The 16,323-nt window shown below is 66.3% G+C and carries 10 protein-coding genes and 4 pseudogenes; 8 read left to right on the top strand and 6 right to left on the bottom strand.

The window, feature by feature from the left end; genetic code table 11:
• Window positions 1–20: 20 nt before the first annotated feature.
• Window positions 21–897 (top strand): annotated as a pseudogene (locus MMSP_RS17960) (SPFH domain-containing protein).
• On the top strand, window positions 894–1,250 hold the full coding sequence (locus tag MMSP_RS17955) for a DoxX family protein (RefSeq protein ID WP_020787784.1): 357 nt from the start codon (window positions 894–896) through the stop codon (window positions 1,248–1,250). The pseudogene MMSP_RS17960 and the gene MMSP_RS17955 overlap by 4 nt, the downstream one beginning before the upstream one ends.
• On the opposite strand, the gene MMSP_RS17950 is transcribed toward MMSP_RS17955, so the two are convergent.
• On the bottom strand, window positions 1,247–1,714 hold the full coding sequence (locus MMSP_RS17950; RefSeq protein WP_020787783.1) for a nitroreductase family deazaflavin-dependent oxidoreductase: 468 nt from the start codon (window positions 1,712–1,714) through the stop codon (window positions 1,247–1,249). The two genes, MMSP_RS17955 and MMSP_RS17950, sit on opposite strands and share 4 nt — an antisense overlap.
• Before the next feature lie 32 nt (window positions 1,715–1,746).
• Window positions 1,747–2,350 (bottom strand): annotated as a pseudogene (locus tag MMSP_RS17945) (TetR/AcrR family transcriptional regulator).
• 861 nt (window positions 2,351–3,211) lie between these two features.
• On the opposite strand from MMSP_RS17945, the gene MMSP_RS17935 reads away from it, so the two are divergent.
• Both MMSP_RS17935 and MMSP_RS17930 read left to right on the top strand, forming a co-directional pair.
• A complete protein-coding gene (locus tag MMSP_RS17935; RefSeq protein WP_050674517.1) occupies window positions 3,212–3,955 on the top strand; it encodes a response regulator transcription factor in 744 nt (247 codons plus the stop codon).
• On the top strand, window positions 3,955–5,463 hold the full coding sequence (locus MMSP_RS17930; protein WP_174524125.1) for a HAMP domain-containing sensor histidine kinase: 1,509 nt from the start codon (window positions 3,955–3,957) through the stop codon (window positions 5,461–5,463). The genes MMSP_RS17935 and MMSP_RS17930 overlap by 1 nt, the downstream gene beginning before the upstream one ends.
• 4 nt (window positions 5,464–5,467) lie before the next feature.
• On the opposite strand, the pseudogene MMSP_RS17925 reads toward MMSP_RS17930, so the two are convergent.
• Window positions 5,468–6,443: pseudogene (locus MMSP_RS17925) on the bottom strand (S1 family peptidase).
• A gap of 64 nt (window positions 6,444–6,507) precedes the next feature.
• Window positions 6,508–7,281 carry a TVP38/TMEM64 family protein gene (locus tag MMSP_RS17920; RefSeq protein ID WP_012394052.1) on the bottom strand — a complete coding sequence of 258 codons (774 nt, stop codon included), beginning with the start codon at window positions 7,279–7,281 and terminating at the stop codon, window positions 6,508–6,510.
• Window positions 7,282–7,473: 192 nt separating this feature from the next.
• Between MMSP_RS17920 and mutA the strand changes: the two genes are divergently transcribed.
• From mutA to MMSP_RS17900, 4 genes and pseudogenes are all read left to right on the top strand, one after another.
• Window positions 7,474–9,351, top strand: a complete 1,878-nt coding sequence (gene mutA, locus MMSP_RS17915; RefSeq protein ID WP_020787778.1) for a methylmalonyl-CoA mutase small subunit — start codon at window positions 7,474–7,476, stop codon at window positions 9,349–9,351.
• Between the two features lie 5 nt (window positions 9,352–9,356).
• The gene (scpA, locus tag MMSP_RS17910; RefSeq protein WP_020787777.1) at window positions 9,357–11,618 is read left to right on the top strand and encodes a methylmalonyl-CoA mutase; all 2,262 of its coding nucleotides are present in this window, start codon (window positions 9,357–9,359) and stop codon (window positions 11,616–11,618) included.
• 88 nt (window positions 11,619–11,706) lie between these two features.
• Window positions 11,707–12,696: a methylmalonyl Co-A mutase-associated GTPase MeaB gene (gene meaB / locus MMSP_RS17905; protein ID WP_015356067.1), complete on the top strand. Its 990-nt coding sequence runs from the start codon at window positions 11,707–11,709 to the stop codon at window positions 12,694–12,696.
• 63 nt (window positions 12,697–12,759) lie between these two features.
• Window positions 12,760–14,046, top strand: a pseudogene (locus tag MMSP_RS17900) (serine hydrolase domain-containing protein).
• A gap of 19 nt (window positions 14,047–14,065) precedes the next feature.
• Here MMSP_RS17900 and MMSP_RS17895 read toward each other — a convergent pair.
• Together MMSP_RS17895 and MMSP_RS17890 are read right to left on the bottom strand one after the other, a co-directional pair.
• A complete protein-coding gene (locus tag MMSP_RS17895) occupies window positions 14,066–14,278 on the bottom strand; it encodes a dodecin (protein ID WP_011739649.1) in 213 nt (70 codons plus the stop codon).
• Between the two features lie 127 nt (window positions 14,279–14,405).
• Window positions 14,406–16,310 (bottom strand): hypothetical protein, encoded by a 1,905-nt coding sequence (locus MMSP_RS17890; protein ID WP_020787773.1) that lies wholly within the window; start codon window positions 16,308–16,310, stop codon window positions 14,406–14,408.
• Between the last annotated feature and the right edge of the window lie 13 nt (window positions 16,311–16,323).

The following is a 16,323-nucleotide window of genomic DNA, read 5'->3' as shown; positions in this document are numbered from 1 at the left end:
GATTCGAGAGAGGTATGCCAATGGACGATGCGGTTGTTGGCCTGGTGTTTTTAGCTGTTCTGGTGATATTCGCCATCATCGTGGTCGCCAAGTCGGTTGCGCTGATCCCTCAGGCTGAGGCCGCCGTGATCGAACGGCTGGGTCGATACAGCCGCACGGTCAGTGGTCAGCTGACGTTGCTGGTGCCATTCATTGATCGCGTCCGCGCCCGCGTGGATCTGCGCGAGCGGGTGGTGTCCTTTCCGCCGCAGCCGGTGATCACCGAGGACAACCTGACGCTCAACATCGACACCGTGGTGTATTTCCAGGTGACGGTTCCGCAGGCCGCGGTGTATGAGATCAGCAACTACATCGTGGGCGTCGAACAGCTCGCCACGACGACTCTGCGTAACGTCGTCGGCGGGATGACGCTCGAGCAGACGCTGACCTCTCGTGACCAGATCAATGGCCAGTTGCGCGGGGTGCTCGACGAGGCGACCGGCCGTTGGGGCCTGCGGGTGGCGCGCGTCGAACTGCGCAGCATCGACCCACCGCCGTCCATTCAAGCGTCGATGGAAAAGCAGATGAAGGCCGACCGGGAGAAGCGCGCGATGATCCTGACCGCCGAAGGCACCCGGGAGGCGGCCATCAAACAAGCCGAAGGGCAGAAGCAGTCCCAGATCCTGGCGGCCGAGGGCGCCAAGCAGGCCGCGATCCTGGCAGCTGAGGCAGACCGGCAATCACGGATGCTGCGTGCTCAGGGTGAACGCGCCGCGGCCTACAACGCCGGAGCCCTGGTTCTCCACCGAAACCGACCCGGCGATCGCGCAAGCGGTCGCCAAGGCCGAGGCCATAGCGCGCAAGCCCGTGGAGGGCCCAGTGGGCTCGCCGCCCGAACTGGGGCCATACAACCGATGAGCGTCGTGACGTCACCGAAGGCCTATGCGGTGCTGGGCGCGTTCCAGGCCGGAGATGCCGTGGCGTGCGCGATTCCGTTGCCCCCGATCGCCAAGATCCTCGATGACCTGGGCGTTCCCGAAGCGGTGCGCCCGGTTTTTCCGCTAGTCAAGGCCGCCGCGGCGGTCGGTCTGTTCTCGGTCACCCGATTTCCCGCCTTGGCCAGGCTGACCACAGCGATGTTGACTCTATATTTCGTGCTGGCTGTGGCGGCCCACGTTCGGGTGCGGGACAAGATCGTCAACATCATCCCCGCGGCCTCGTTTCTGGCCACCTTCGCGGTAATGGCGGTCAAAGGGCCCGACCAGGCTTAGTCGAGGCGCAGTTCCACCATCGGCAGTGCCGTGTCGGTGTCGGTGATCGGGCCGCCGAGCGTTTCCTCGATCACCTGCTTGAGGTTCTCCCACGCCGCCGGGTGGTGGCTGCGGTAGGAGGCCAGCGCCTGGTCGGCTTCGGCTTGTTCGAGAACGCGTGCGGTGGCGGGTGCGGCGCGGTGGCTGCCGACGTAGACCCGAACCCGGGGGTTGGCCACGATATTGCGGTACCACTGGGAGTTCTTCCCGAACCCGGAAGCGATGACGTAGGTGTCCGGCGCCGGGTGATCGACGACCTCCAGCACGGCATTGCGCGGCGTGCCGGATTTGCGGCCGATGTGTTCGAGCATCAGCATCCGCGACCCGAAAACGGCGCCTGCCCGCGCCCGATAAATCCAGATGGGCGCGCGCATGAGCGTGCGGGAGCGCATCAGCCGTGCGCCGGTCTTGGCTACTAGTGACATCCTTGCCTCCATTTCCTCTTCTTCTTGCTGCGTCAATCGCTGACCAGGCCGTCGCGATAGACGGCGAACACCTCGCCGGCCCAGCGCCGCATTCCGGCGTCGGTGAGCGGATCGACACCGAGGACTTCGATGAGCCGTGGCCGCAGTGTCAGCAACGCTAGATCGTTGACCAGCAAGAACGCCGCCCGCACCGCCGGATCGGCACCAGGACTGGCAGTTCCCGCGGCAACCATCGCGTTCAGCGTGTCTTGGCTGAGCCGGAACAGCCGCGCGAACAACCCTGGTCCGGCCGTACCGCCGCTAATCAACATTCGGCTCAGGTATGCCGGGACCGCTGAGTCGGGCGGTAGGTGCGTGGCGAGGCCGTCGAGCAGGCCTCCCACGGCGGCCTGGCCGAGCCCGACGGCCTCGGTTTTTCGGGTGGCTTCGGTCAGCAGCACTTCAAATATGGCGATGACGGGGTTGTCGACGGCCTCGATCAGCCCGTCTTTGGAGCCGTAGTGGCGGATGAGCAAAGCGGGCGAGACCCCCGCGGCGGTCGCGATGTCTCGCATGGTGACCGCGCTCGGCGAATAGTCGCAGTGCCTCGTCGCGGATCCTTGCCCGCGCGGTTCGATCATCGGTCGCTAAATGCACGTTTACAATTGTAAACAATTGTTTATCAGTTGGTGCGCCGGGAGTACTACGACGAACCCCGCCCCGGTCGCAGATGTCGTGCATCGCGACCGGGGCGGGGACACCGGTTTGCGGCCAATGATCACCCGCTAGGACGTCGTTGTCCCGCCACCCTCAGGCATGCGCACCTGGTGTTGCGGGTGCTGGTGTCGGCGCAGGCGATTGCGGGCCGCCCGGCAACTGCCCGGGCGCGGGTGGTTTTGGTGCCCCGGGGAGTTGCCCGGGCCCCGGTGCCCCCGGCGGCGGACCGCCCCGGAAGGCGTGGCCCGCCGGCGGCACCGGCATCGGGGGCGGTCCCCCGGGCATCGGACCCCGCAGCGCGCCCGGTCCGGGCGGAGGCGCTTGGTGCCATCTCATGGACGGGCCCCCGCCGCCTGGCCCCGGAGGCGGGGGAGGTCCGAAGGCAAACGCCCAAAGAAACAGCGCCGCGCCCGCGGTTCCCATCGCACCAACGAGTAGGCCCAGCAGGCCCGAGCCGTCGAGAAGCGGCGCTGCTGATGTCCGGGCGGGGCGGGCGGCACCGGCGCGGCCGGGGCGGGCGGTGCGGGTGGCGGGGCGGCGCCCTGGCCTGGCGCCTGGGCGCCGATGTTTGGGGTCGTGTTGCTGTCTTGTGCACTCATGGCGATCTCCACTCCGTCGTTGTCGGTGATCGCGACGCTAATTTCCGAACTTGAAGTGGAACTGAAGAATGCCGAGCGCGCCGCACCGCCGAGACCGGACCGGGTGGTTGCGGCGGTCGGATCGGCACCCAGATTGTCGGTTATCGCAAGAAACGTGCGGCGCTTCAGATTGATCTCAGGACCACGCGTTAACAATGGGGCCATGACCGATCGTTCACGAACCGACCACACCGGCAATCGCCAGGTTGCGAGCCGCACGGACCAATTCAGTGTCGGCGCGCCGAGAGTGCTGGTGGTCGAGGATTCCGAGACCATCCGCGAAATGGTCAACGAGGCCCTGGCCGACGTCGGCTACCACACCGACACCCGCTCCGATGGAGAAGGACTGGAAGAAGTTCTGCAGGGCCTACGGCCCGACCTGGTGGTACTCGACGTGATGCTGCCGGGTCGGGACGGATTTGCCCTCATCGACGTCATCCGCGAGTGGGGCGATATCGGCATCGTCTTGATCACCGCCCGCGACGGTCTGCCCGACCGGCTGCGCGGTCTCGACGGAGGTGCCGACGACTATGTGGTCAAACCGTTCGAGCTCGCCGAACTCGTGTCGCGGGTGGGCGCGGTTCTGCGCCGCCGGGGTCGGCTGCCCCGGGTGGTTCAGGTCGGCGATCTGATGCTGGACAGCGAGGCTGGGGTCGCTGCACGCGACGGCCACCAGCTGGACCTGACCGCCACCGAACTCCGACTGCTCGACTTCCTGGTACAACAACGCGGCCGCATCGTGAGCGCCACGCAGATCCTCAATGCCGTGTGGGGCTACGACGCCTACGACGCCAACCTGGTGCAGGTGCATGTCAGCAGCTTGCGCCGCAAGCTCGAAGCGCATGGCCCACGAATTGTGCAGACCGTCCGAGGCATCGGCTACCGGTTGCAGCCGCCGAGGTCATGATGGCCGAGGAGCTCGAATCCCCGGGCGATCCCGAAACCCCCACACCGTCGCTGCAGCGACGGGTGATTCTGCTGGTGGTGACCTTGCTGGCGGTGCTATTGGTGGTGCTGGGTGTGACCATCGACGTCAGCCTGGGCTTGCAGGTTCGGCGGAATCTGCACGATCTGCTGCTGGCGGTCACCTCGCGCGCCGACGCGCTGGCCTCGGTGGGCACCTCTCCGGAACTGATCGCCGCCGAGATCAACGGCGGCAGCGTGCGCGCGCTGCTGGTGACAGCCGACGGTGCTACCTACGGGGACCCCAACATCAGCCCGGACACCACCGCGGGCCCCGCCGTCCCGGCGCTGCCCGGCCCTCCGCCCCTGATTCCGCCCGGGGGGCACCAGGGTCCTCATGGCCCCCCGCCGCCGCCTCCCCCTCCACCTGGGGGACCGCCGCCGGATGCGACCGCCACGGCGGCGGTACACACCTTGCCGGATGGTTCGCGACTGATCCTGGTCGCCGACACCACGCAGACCACTCAAGTGACCCGCCAGCTGCGCCAGCTGATGATCGGTGCCGGGCTGGTGACCCTGGTAGTGGCGGCACTGCTACTGGTACTGGTCAGCCGGGCGGCATTGGCGCCGCTGGATCGGCTCGCGGCGTTGGCCAAGGACATCACCACCGGAGATCGCGGTTGCCGGCTGCGCCCCAGCCGCGGCGATACCGAACTCGGCCGGGCCGCGAGCGCTTTCGACGGAATGCTGGATGCGCTGGAAGACTCAGAGCTGCGTGCCCAGCAGGCCGCTACGGCCGCGCAGCGCGCCGAGAACGCGACGCGGCAGTTTCTCGTGGATGCCGCCCACGAACTGCGCACTCCGATCGCGGGGATGCAGGTCGCCGCCGAACAACTCGCCAGCAGCGCCGGGCAGCAGCAGGAAGATCCCGCAGCGCGCGGCCAGTACCGCCGCGCCAGCCTGCTGCTCTCTGATGCGCGTCGCGCGGGACGGCTCGTCGCCGACATGCTGGATCTGAGCCGTATCGACGCGGGGCTGCCGCTGGATCGCCACGACACCGACCTGGCCGAGATCGTCGACGCCGAAAGCCAGCGAACCACGATGCTGGCGCCGCAGATCACCGTGACCCGGTCCGGGCTTGGCGCGCTTACCGTTGCGGCCGACCCGACTCGGGTGGCGCAGATCCTGTCCAACTTGCTCGACAACGCGCGCAGATACACCCCGGCCGGGGGAGCCATCGCCATCGATCTGCGGGCCGGCCAAGGAGTGGCCACGGTTACCGTCATCGACACCGGCCCCGGCATCCCCGACGACGCGCGCAACCGCATCTTCGAGCGCTTGGTGCGACTCGATGCCGCGCGCACCCGCGACCATGGTGGTGCGGGCCTGGGTTTGCCGATCGCGCGGGCGCTGGCCCGGGCACACGGGGGCGAGCTGGTTTGTCTACCGCACCAGGGTGGTGCACGATTCCGGCTCACTTTGCCGCTGGCGGTGGCCGGTGGCGTTGAGTGAACGCTCAGGGGGAACCCGGTTCGGTAATGGCGGTCAGGCTCCACCGGTCCAGCCAGGGGCGCACCAGCTCGGCGATTGAGAATGTGGCCGGTGTCGAGCATCCGGGATGTGGGTCGTTGGCATGGCCGGCCCGAATGAGAATGCCGACCGCCACCGCGGTGCCATCGTCGTCCAGGCGGTAGACCGGGCCCCCGGAATCGCCGCATTCGCTGGCCGCCAGAAATGCCACCTTGCTCGCACTGATATCGGTGACTTGCCCACATTCCGCTCGGCCCGTCTTCATCCCGAACTTGCAGAGCAGTTGCCCCACCTTCAGATCGGTGGCTATGCCGGTGACCGGAACAGCCGCCTTGATCGCCGGGGACTGCGGGATCTTTCCGGAATCCAGCGTGATCAGTCCGATGTCGTGGGCTTCCCCGTTGAGGCCCTCGCTGACCGACTGGCTGAAGGTACCGATGTTCACGTATCCGCCGCCCGCGGAGTAGTTGATGCTGACCTTGCTCGCTTCGCCTTCTTTGTTGCAGTGGCCGGCGGTGAGTATCCCTGGTCCGGCCGGCGTTGGTGCGCACCAAGAACCCAGCGGTGCAGCCCATTCCTCCTGACCCGTCGGCGTAGGTGACGGCGATGCCGGTGCCCGGGGCAATGGCACTGGCGCCTGGCAGGGCAACCAGGGGTCGCGCCGGCATCGTGCTCTTGCTTGGCAGCCAGATAGCCGCGACGAATCCGGCCGCGCAGATCAGCGCGGCAATCGTCAGTCGCCCACCGTCGGACTGCCGCCGCTGCGGTGGCGCGGCGTAGGGCACATTCGTGCCGGCGAACATCTGCTCTTGTGTCTCGGGGTGCTGCCTGCGGCGCTGGCTCAGCACCGGCCAGGCTGCCACCGACAGGCACAGCAGCGCTCCGGCCAACAACAACGCGGTGCGAGCCAGGGACGACGGCGAGCCCAGATTCGCGAGCGCGTGCGCACTGACGCCGACCATTGGGTAGATCTTTCAGGCAAAACGGTTTGAGATTCAATACCGGTCTACGACCGGCAGCTGACGGTCAGACGCCCAGCGGCTCGCAAGCCGGCTCGAGAACGGGTCCGTGGTCCGATGGCGCCTGGTGGCGATGGTGCCGTCGATATTGGCGGACCTCGAAGACCAGCCCGCTCATGCCCAGGGCCGCCGTGCATACCGACACCAGAACCAGCAATGGGCTGCCGTCACCGGCGAGCGCACTGCCCAGAATCACCACCGCGACGGTGCCGGGGAGCAAGCCCGCCAGCGTGGACAGCGTGTAGGGGACCACCCGCACCGCCGATGCGCCGGCGCCATAGTTGAGCGCCGCAAACGGCACGGCGGGGATCAGCCGCAGCGACAAGATCGCCAGCCAGCCCCGTTCCCGCAGACGCTCATCGAGCCGGTCGACCGCACCGTGCGGCACCAGCCGGTTCAGCCGCCACCCGGCCGCGCGCACCAGCAGCAGCGCAATCACCGCGCTCGCCGTACTGGCCGTCACCGCAATCACGATGCCCAAGACCGGTCCGAACAGCAGGCCGCCGGCAACGGTGAATGCGGTACGGGGAAAGGGTGGCACCGTGACGACGATGTGGACCAGCAGAAACACCAGGGGTAACCATGGCCCCACCGATGATGCCCAGTCCCGCATCTGCACCGCGGTAGGCAGCGGAACCAGCAATGCCACCGCCACCAGTAGTGTGATTCCTGCCACGGTGCTGACCTTGCGCAGTCGTGACATCTGCCGTGCGGCCGTCCGGAGCGCGAGAGCGATGCCGCGCACCGTATCGGTGGTTTTGCACAGGACAGAGGCTGTCACAATCACCCAGAGTACGGGGCGAAGGTGAATATATCGTTTCTCCCGGCTGGCGTTTCTGGTCACACTGTGAGCGGCAAGGCTGCACCTGGTCACCTAGCCCCCGGCTCCAATCAACTAGCCTTATTAGTTTAGTGGCAGGCCAAGAGCAACCGGAAACAAAGTTGTCAATTGCTGCGTAAATAGGAGCAGTCGGTGTCCATTGATGTACCCGAGCTCGCCGAGCTAGAACAGGTTCGCGAGCGTTGGCGCGGTGCGGTCGCCGGTGTTCTTTCCAAGACCGCGCGGCCGGATTCTGCCGGGTTCGGCGATCAACCCGAACGGCTGCTGAACACTCCCACCTACGACGGAATCGCCATCCGGGCGCTCTACAGTGCCTTCGACGAGTTGCCGGAACCACCGCTGCCGGGCGAGTGGCCCTACGTCCGGGGCGGCGACGCGTTGCGCGACGTCAACTCGGGCTGGAAGGTCGTCGAGGCGGTACCGCAGCCGGATGCGTCCGTGGTGGACGCCAACCAGGCGCTGCTGGGCATGTTGGGTGACGGCGTCAGCGCGCTGCTGGTCCGGGTGGGGGACCACGGCGTGGCGCCTGACCAGCTCGAAGGGCTGCTCGCGGGTGTGTATCTGAACCTGGCGCCGGTGATTGTGGATGCCGGTGCCCAGTACCGGGCGGCCAGCGAGGCGATGCTGCGGTTGGCGGCTGGGCTGGATACCGACCAGCGCGCGACGATGTCGATCGATCTGGGCGCCGATCCGTTGACCGCGACGCTGAGCGGGCGTCCCGCCCCCTCGATTGACGATGTACTCGCGATCGCGGGACGGGTGGCCGGTGATCGAGGCGTGCGGACGATCACCGTCGACGGGCCGGCGTTTCACAATCTGGGCGCGACTGCGGCCTGGGAACTCGCGGCCACCATTGGCGCGGCGGTGGCCTATCTCCGGCTGCTCACCGAATCCGGTCTCTCGATCGGCGACGCGCTGGCACAGATCGGCCTCCGGCTGGCCGCCGATGACGACCAGTTCATGACACTGGCCAAGATGCGAGCCGCGCGCCGGTTGTGGGCCCGGGTCGCCGAGGTCGCCGGTGACCCGGATGGCGGGGCGGCGACGTTGCACGCGGAGACTTCGCTGCCGATGATGACCCAACGCGACCCGTGGGTGAACATGCTGCGTTGCACCCTGGCCGCCTTCGGCGCGGGTGTCGGCGGTGCGGACACCGTGCTGGTTCATCCCTTCGATGTCGCGATTGCGGGTGGCTTTCCGGGTACGGCCACCAGCTTTGCGCGCCGGATCGCCCGCAATACCCAACTGTTGCTGTTGGAGGAGTCCCACGTGGGGCGCGTGTTGGACCCGGCCGGTGGGTCGTGGTTCGTCGAGGACCTCACCGAAGAACTGGCCCAACACGCCTGGCAGCATTTCCAGGCCATCGAGGCGCGTGGCGGATTTGCCAACGCCCATGACTACGTCGCCGGGCAGATCGCCGAGCTCGCCGCACGCCGCGCCGACGACATCGCGCATCGGCGGATCGCGATCACCGGGGTCAACGAATTTCCCAACCTCGACGAACCTGCTCTGCCGCAACCGGATCGCGGTTTCTCGCCCGACGGCTGCGGAAAGCTGTTGCGCTACGGCGCCGAATTCGAGACATTGCGCGATCGATCGGATGCCTACTTGTCCGACACCGGAGCGCGACCGCGGGTGCTGTTGCTGCCACTGGGTCCGCTGGCTGAACACAACATTCGGGCGACTTTCGCATCGAATCTCTTGGCCTCGGGTGGCGTCGAGGCGCTCAATCCGGGAACCGTCGACGCGCAAGGCGTCGCAACGGCGGTAGCTGAGGCGGGTTCGCCGACGGTCGCGGTCATCTGCGGCACCGACCGCCGTTATCGGGACGAGGCGCCCGCCGTGGTCGAGGCGGCAAGATCGGCCGGCATCTCCCGGGTCTACCTGGCCGGACCGCCGGGCGCACTGGACGAGGCGGTTGACGTCGCGAGTCGGCCCGACGAATTCTTGACCGCGAAAATCAATGCGGTGCAAGCCCTGTCCGATCTGCTCACGCGGTTGGGAGCGTAGCCACGATGACTACCACTGCATCGGCCATCGGCAGTTTCGCTGACGTACCACTTCATGGCGAGCGCGCTGTGGCGTCGGCCACCGAAGCGTCGGTGGAGAAACAAGTAGCAGCGACCGCTGCTGCGCACGGGTACGCAACCGATCAACTTCGATGGCAGACGCCGGAAGGTATTGAGGTCAAACCCGTTTACATCGGTGCCGACCGCAGGGCAGCGCAGGCCGACGGCTATCCGGTGAACAGCTTTCCTGGGGAGCCGCCCTATGTGCGGGGCCCGTATCCGACGATGTACGTCAACCAGCCATGGACCATTCGCCAGTACGCCGGCTTCTCCACCGCTGCCGACTCCAATGCGTTCTACCGTCGCAATCTGGCCGCTGGCCAGAAGGGGCTGTCCGTCGCCTTTGATCTGGCGACCCACCGCGGCTACGACTCCGATCACCCCCGTGTTCAGGGCGACGTTGGAATGGCGGGCGTAGCAATCGATTCCATTCTCGACATGAGGCAATTATTCGACGGTATCGACCTATCGTCGGTCTCGGTGTCGATGACCATGAACGGCGCCGTGCTGCCGATCTTGGCGTTGTACGTGGTCGCGGCCGAGGAACAGGGCGTGCCGCCGGAGAAACTGGCCGGCACCATCCAAAACGACATCCTCAAAGAGTTCATGGTGCGCAACACCTACATCTATCCGCCCAAGCCGTCCATGCGGATCATCTCCGACATCTTCGCCTACACCAGCGTGAAAATGCCCAAGTTCAACGCCATCTCGATCTCCGGCTATCACATCCAAGAAGCCGGAGCCACAGCGGATTTGGAGCTGGCATATACCCTTGCCGACGGTGTCGATTACATCAAAGCGGGCCTGGATGCGGGCCTGGACATCGATAAGTTCGCGCCCCGGCTGTCCTTCTTCTGGGGCATCGGGATGAACTTCTTCATGGAGGTCGCCAAACTGCGTGCCGGCCGGTTGTTGTGGAGTGAGCTGGTGGCGAAGTTCGAGCCGAAGAACTCCAAATCGCGGTCGCTGCGTACCCATTCGCAGACCTCAGGCTGGTCGCTGACGGCGCAGGACGTCTTCAACAACGTCGCCCGCACTTGTATCGAGGCGATGGCCGCCACCCAGGGGCACACCCAGTCGTTGCACACCAACGCACTTGACGAGGCGCTGGCACTGCCCACCGACTTCTCCGCACGCATCGCGCGCAACACTCAGCTGCTGCTGCAGCAGGAGTCGGGTACCACGCGCCCGATTGACCCCTGGGCGGGCTCGTACTACGTGGAGTGGCTGACGCACCAGCTTGCGCAGCGGGCACGTGCTCAAATCAACGAGGTTGCCGAACTCGGCGGCATGGCGGCGGCCATCGGCGAGGGGATTCCCAAGCTGCGCATCGAAGAGGCGGCCGCGCGCACCCAGGCGCGCATCGACTCCGGCCAGCAGCCGGTCATCGGGGTGAACAAGTACCAAGTCGACGAGGACCAGCAGATCGAGGTACTCAAGGTCGAAAACAGCCGGGTACGTGCCGAGCAGCTGGCCAAACTGCAAGAACTGCGAGCCGGCCGCGACCAGGCGGCGGTCGATGCCGCCCTGGCCGAGCTCACCCGCGCCGCCGCCGCCCACGGTCGGGCCGGCGATGACGGGTTGGGTAATAATCTGCTCGCGCTGGCCATCGACGCGGCCCGCGCCAAGGCCACCGTCGGAGAGATCTCCGATGCGCTGGAACAGGTGTATGGCCGCCATCAGGCGGAGATCCGCACCATCGCCGGCGTCTACCGGGACGAAGTTCAAGGAGGCGGCAACATCACCCCGCTTTCCAAAGCGACCGAGCTTGTCGAGAAGTTCGCCGAGGCGGACGGCCGTCGCCCCCGCATCCTGGTCGCCAAAATGGGCCAGGACGGCCACGACCGCGGCCAGAAGGTGATCGCGACGGCGTTTGCCGACATCGGGTTCGACGTGGACGTCGGCTCACTGTTCTCCACGCCCGAGGAGGTGGCCCGCGAGGCCGCCGACAACGACGTGCACGTCGTGGGCGTGTCGTCGCTGGCCGCTGGCCACCTGACGTTGGTGCCGGCCTTGCGGGACGCGCTGGCCAAGGTGGGACGGCCGGACATCATGATCGTGGTCGGTGGTGTCATCCCACCGGGCGACTTCGACGAGTTGTACGCCGCCGGGGCCACGGCCATCTATCCGCCCGGCACCGTGATCGCCGACGCCGCCATCGGCCTGTTGCACAAGCTGGCCGAGCGGCTGGGATACCCGCTGGACTAGTGGCCGGTAAAACTACTCGCGTGAGTGTGACGCCATCGCGCATTCCGCCGCGCATCTGCACCAGGGCGTGTCCGATGAGGTGGGGCCGGTGACCTCCCCGGACGACGCCAAGGTCGAGCAACTGGCCGCCGCCGTGCGCAATGGCGACCGTGCCGCGCTGCCACGGGCGATCACGCTGCTGGAGTCCACCCGCGCCGACCATCGGCGGCAGGCCCAAGAGCTGTTGCTGGCACTGCTCCCCGAATCCGGGAAGGCCCATCGGGTGGGTATTACCGGCGTCCCGGGAGTGGGGAAGTCCACCACGATCGAGGCCCTGGGCATGTACCTCATCGAGCAGGGCCACAAGGTGGCCGTGCTGGCGGTGGACCCCTCGTCGACGCGTACCGGCGGATCGATTCTGGGCGACAAGACGCGGATGGCGCGGTTGGCAATGCACCCGGATGCCTACGTCCGGCCCTCTCCGACGTCGGGAACTCTGGGCGGCGTAGCAAAGGCAACGCGGGAATCGGTAGTGCTCTTGGAAGCCGCCGGCTTCGACGTGGTTCTGATCGAAACGGTCGGCGTCGGCCAGTCCGAAGTGGCCGTCGCAAACATGGTCGACACCTTCGTCTTGCTGACTTTGGCGCGCACCGGCGACCAACTACAGGGCATCAAGAAAGGTGTGCTGGAGCTGGCCGACATCGTGGTCGTGAACAAGGCCGATGGGGAACATCTGCGCGATGCGCGTTTGGCAGCCAGGGAGCTGTCCGGCGCTATCAGGCTGATCTACCCACGCGAAACAATCTGGCGGCCACCGGTTCTCACGATGAGCGCGGTGGAAGGAACCGGTCTGACACAGCTGTGGGAAGCTGTCGAGCGCCATCGCCAAGTGCTCACCGAGGCCGGTGAGTTCGAAGCGCGCCGACGCGAACAGCAAGTGGACTGGACATGGCAGATGGTGCGAGATGCGGTGCTGGACCGAGTGCTGTCCAACCCGGACGTGCGCAAGATCCGAGCCGACGTCGAGCGCCGGGTTCGGGCAGGGGAGCTGACTCCCGCTCTGGCCGCCCAGCAAATTTTGGATACCGCGCAGTCCTAACGGAATGGTAAATTAATTCCGGGTTTGACACTGGGCTCTATGAAATCCAAGTAAATTCAAGATGTGACGATAGACATCGGAGTCAATCGCCGCGCGGTTTCTTCCCACGGTGACCCTGACGCAGGCCATCGTGTATCCGGCGCTGCGGACTCTCAATTTGCGTGCGTCGTTCGAATGTTCTCCAGCATGTTTCCCGCTCGCCGGTTTGGTGGGGGAGCGTTGGCAGTCTACCTGGACGGCCAGCCTGTCGTGGACGTGTGGAAAGGGTGGGCGGACCGCAAGGGCGAGGTCCCGTGGTCAGCGGACTCGGCCCCGATGGTGTTCTCGGCCACCAAGGGCATGGCCGCCACCGTGATCCACCGGCTCGCCGATCGGGGGCTGATCGATTACGAGGCGCCGGTCGCGCAGTACTGGCCGGAGTTCGCGGCCAACGGCAAGGAGAAGCTCACCGTCCGCGAGGTGATGCGGCACGCGGCGGGCTTGTCGGGACTGCGCGGTGCCAGCCAGGAAGACCTGCTGGATCACGTCGTGATGGAGGAGCGGCTGGCGGCGGCGGCTCCGGGAAGGCTGCTCGGCAAACCGGCCTAGCACGCGCTTACCTTCGGTTGGTTGATGTCCGGCCTGGCCAGGGCCGTGACCGGCAAGGACATGCGCGTCCTGTTCCGCGAGGAGCTCGCCGAGCCACTGGACACCGACGGTTTTCATCTGGGCCGGCCGCCGGCGGGCTCGCCCACGCAGGTCGCCCAGATCATCATGCCGCAGGACATCGCCGCCAACCCGCTGGTCACCTTTGCGGCGCATAAGATCGCCAACCAGTTCTCCAGCGGATTCCGTTCGATGTACTTTCCGGGCGTCATCGCGACGGTTCAGGGCGAAACCCCCATGCTGGACGCCGAGATTCCGGCCGCCAACGGAGTCGTCACCGCCCGCGCGCTGGCGCGGATGTACGGCGCGATCGCCAACGGCGGCGAGATTGACGGCACCCAGTTCCTGTCGCGGGAGCTGGTGGCGGGGCTGACCGGCGAGCGGCGGCTGCAGCCGGATCGCAATCTCTTCATGCCGATGGCTTTTCACCTGGGCTACCACAGTCTGCCCATCGGCAACGTGATGCCGGGGTTCGGTCACGTCGGGATGGGCGGGTCCGTCGGATGGACAGATCCGGAGACCGGCGTGGCGTTTGCGCTGGTGCACAATCGGCTGTTGACTCCGCTGGTGGCCACCGACCACGCCGGTTTCGTCGCCATCTATGCCCTGATCCGGCAGGCGGCCGCCAAGGCCCGCGAGCGTGGCTACCAGCCGGTCACGGGCATCGGGGCGCCGTACTCGGAGCCGGGAGCCGTCGCGGGCTGAGCCCAGGGGCGTTCTAGCGCTAAGAATCTTCGAGCCGGAAGCCCACCTTCATGGTCACCTGAAAGTGGCCGACGGCGCCGTCAACCAGATGGCCGCGCACTGATTCGACTTCGAACCAGTCCAGGGCGCGCATAGTCTGGGCGGCCCGGGTCAAACCGTTGCGGATTGCCGCGTCGACTCCGTCGGCCGAGCTTCCGACGATCTCGATTACCCGGTAGGTGTGATCGCTCATTTCGTCCCCTTATCTTTGAGTGTTGACGTCCCAAGAGGGTCCGAAGAATCATCTTGCGCCGGTGGTCGGCGCCGGATGAGGCCCGACACGCAGCTGGCTCGGTGCAAATGACCAAGCGCGTCCAGCGTCAGGGGCTGACGTGCATCTCGTAAAAGCGCAGCCGCGCCGTGGGCTTGCCCTGGCCCAGCGACCGGCTCCGGTCAACACCGATTGTGCGGGAGTCGATCTCGAGATTGGTGGCGCTGACGGAATCGGGCGTCTTGATCAGAAACGGCTCCGCGGCGTTGCCGGCGATGAGGCGATAGCTGACGCCGTCCAGGTTCACCGTGAAAGAGGTCAGGGGAACGAGCGATCCCATGAAAAGCCGGTCGATGAAGGTTGGCTCCAGATCAACGCCGACCAGGACGGCCACGTCCGGTCCGCTTGGTTTGGGCACCGGGACGGGCTTGCCGTCGTGGACAACGACTTCTGAGATCGGGGTGAGCGGTCCGCACAGGGGCTGGGTATGGGTGAACAGCGCCCAATGGTCTTCCACCGCGCTGCGGCGGAAATCGCACAGCAGTGCGCGCGAATACAGCGGGTTCTCCTGCACGCCGAGCCGTCCGTTGATACCGGTGGCGGGCGAGGTCGCCGATCGCAGCGACAGGACGAACTGCGGCCCGGCCGCGAGGGTGTCGCGGTTTAGCTTGTCCAGCGCCGGTGTGTAGACCGAGTAGGTCTGGAATATCGGCGCCGGGTGCCAGGCGAAGTCGTAGGCCCACACGGCTGAGGTTTCATCCGGGTCGATGTGAACCGGATCCGGCCCGATCGTCTTGACGAAGCGGCTGGGAATATCATAGAGCCGACGCTGGCGTGCCTTGGCCTCCTCGATATGGCTGCGGGCGTGACCTGGTACGGCGACGGTTGCCAATCGGTCGAGTGCGCGCACTGGTGCCTGTATCACCCCGAGGGGGCGCAGTTCGATCGCCACCACGCCGGCAACAAAGATCACGACGACGGCGACGACGACGAACTTGGCTGCCCGAGGAAGTATTTCGAACACACCCCCCACCGCCATCGCAACGACCATCAGTCCGAGCAGGGCGGCGAAGTGAATCGTGTCGTAGCGTCCGAACGCACTCTTGGCGACAAGCACGGTTGTCACCCCGACCAGCACCACATACTTGCGTGGGATCTGCGGGCTGCCGCGAAAGAACATGACGAAAAGCGCAACGAACCAGACCAGGGTCAAGGTGACGGCGCCGCCGGCATCCAAGGGGATCGGCACTGACTGCGCATCGATGTATCCGGACACGATCTCGGAGCTGAGCCGCAGCCACGTTGGCAGGTTGCCCAGTGGTTGCCCCATGAGCGGCCAGCAGACCGGAACGGTGGCGGCGAACGCGGCGACAGTAGCGCAGTGCCGCCACCGTGCTTTCCAATCCAGCAGCAGCGACATGCCCAGGGCGATGGCCAAGACCACTGGGCCGGTGTTGAACTTGACCAGCAGCTCAAATCCCGCCACCACGCCGAGCGCGGTGGCGGTGATGAAGACCGTCGACCGTTGCGGGTCGGACCGCAACAGGGGAACACTGGCCCACGCCAAGGCCGCCAGCACGACCATTTCGGGGTACATGGTCCCCATCGCGATGGCGGTGACGCCGGTGGTCACGAACGCCAATGCGAGCGATGTCATCGGTGGGTGTCGTTGGCGCAGCGCCGCGGCGATACCCAGGAACAGCGCTGCCACGACGATTACCTGATAGATCGTCGACAGCACGGCCTGAAGCGGTGAGTAGTAGGAACTGTCCTGCAGAAAGGCCAGCGGTCCGTAGGTGAAGACGATTTGGGGTCCCCACGCGAGGTGGCGGATTTGGCCCAGCGCCACCGCGGCCTGCCAGGACGGGTCTACCCCGGTTGGGGCTTCGACGGGTACCTGAGGCCAGAAAAAGACCACGGCAACAAGTGCGGCCAGGCAACGCTGCCAGCGTGCGGAGCCCCATGTCGTCTCCGAAAACCAGGAGCTGGCGCGCTCCGACTGCGTTGAAAGCATGCGTGCAAGTTAT

It is taken from the genome of Mycobacterium sp. 012931, from assembly GCF_000419295.1.
Taxonomy (GTDB): Bacteria; Actinomycetota; Actinomycetes; order Mycobacteriales; family Mycobacteriaceae; genus Mycobacterium; species Mycobacterium marinum.
This window is presented reverse-complemented; position numbering and strand designations above follow the sequence as displayed.

Bases quoted from the DNA above. Each gene is read 5' to 3' on its own strand.
- MMSP_RS17955 (WP_020787784.1), top strand. From the start codon at position 894: ATGAGCGTCGTGACGTCACCGAAGGCCTATGCGGTGCTGGGCGCGTTC.
- MMSP_RS17950 (WP_020787783.1), bottom strand. From the start codon at position 1,714: ATGTCACTAGTAGCCAAGACCGGCGCACGGCTGATGCGCTCCCGCACG.
- MMSP_RS17935 (WP_050674517.1), top strand. From the start codon at position 3,212: ATGACCGATCGTTCACGAACCGACCACACCGGCAATCGCCAGGTTGCG.
- MMSP_RS17930 (WP_174524125.1), top strand. From the start codon at position 3,955: ATGGCCGAGGAGCTCGAATCCCCGGGCGATCCCGAAACCCCCACACCG.
- scpA (WP_020787777.1), top strand. From the start codon at position 9,357: ATGACTACCACTGCATCGGCCATCGGCAGTTTCGCTGACGTACCACTT.
- MMSP_RS17895 (WP_011739649.1), bottom strand. From the start codon at position 14,278: ATGAGCGATCACACCTACCGGGTAATCGAGATCGTCGGAAGCTCGGCC.
- MMSP_RS17890 (WP_020787773.1), bottom strand. From the start codon at position 16,310: ATGCTTTCAACGCAGTCGGAGCGCGCCAGCTCCTGGTTTTCGGAGACG.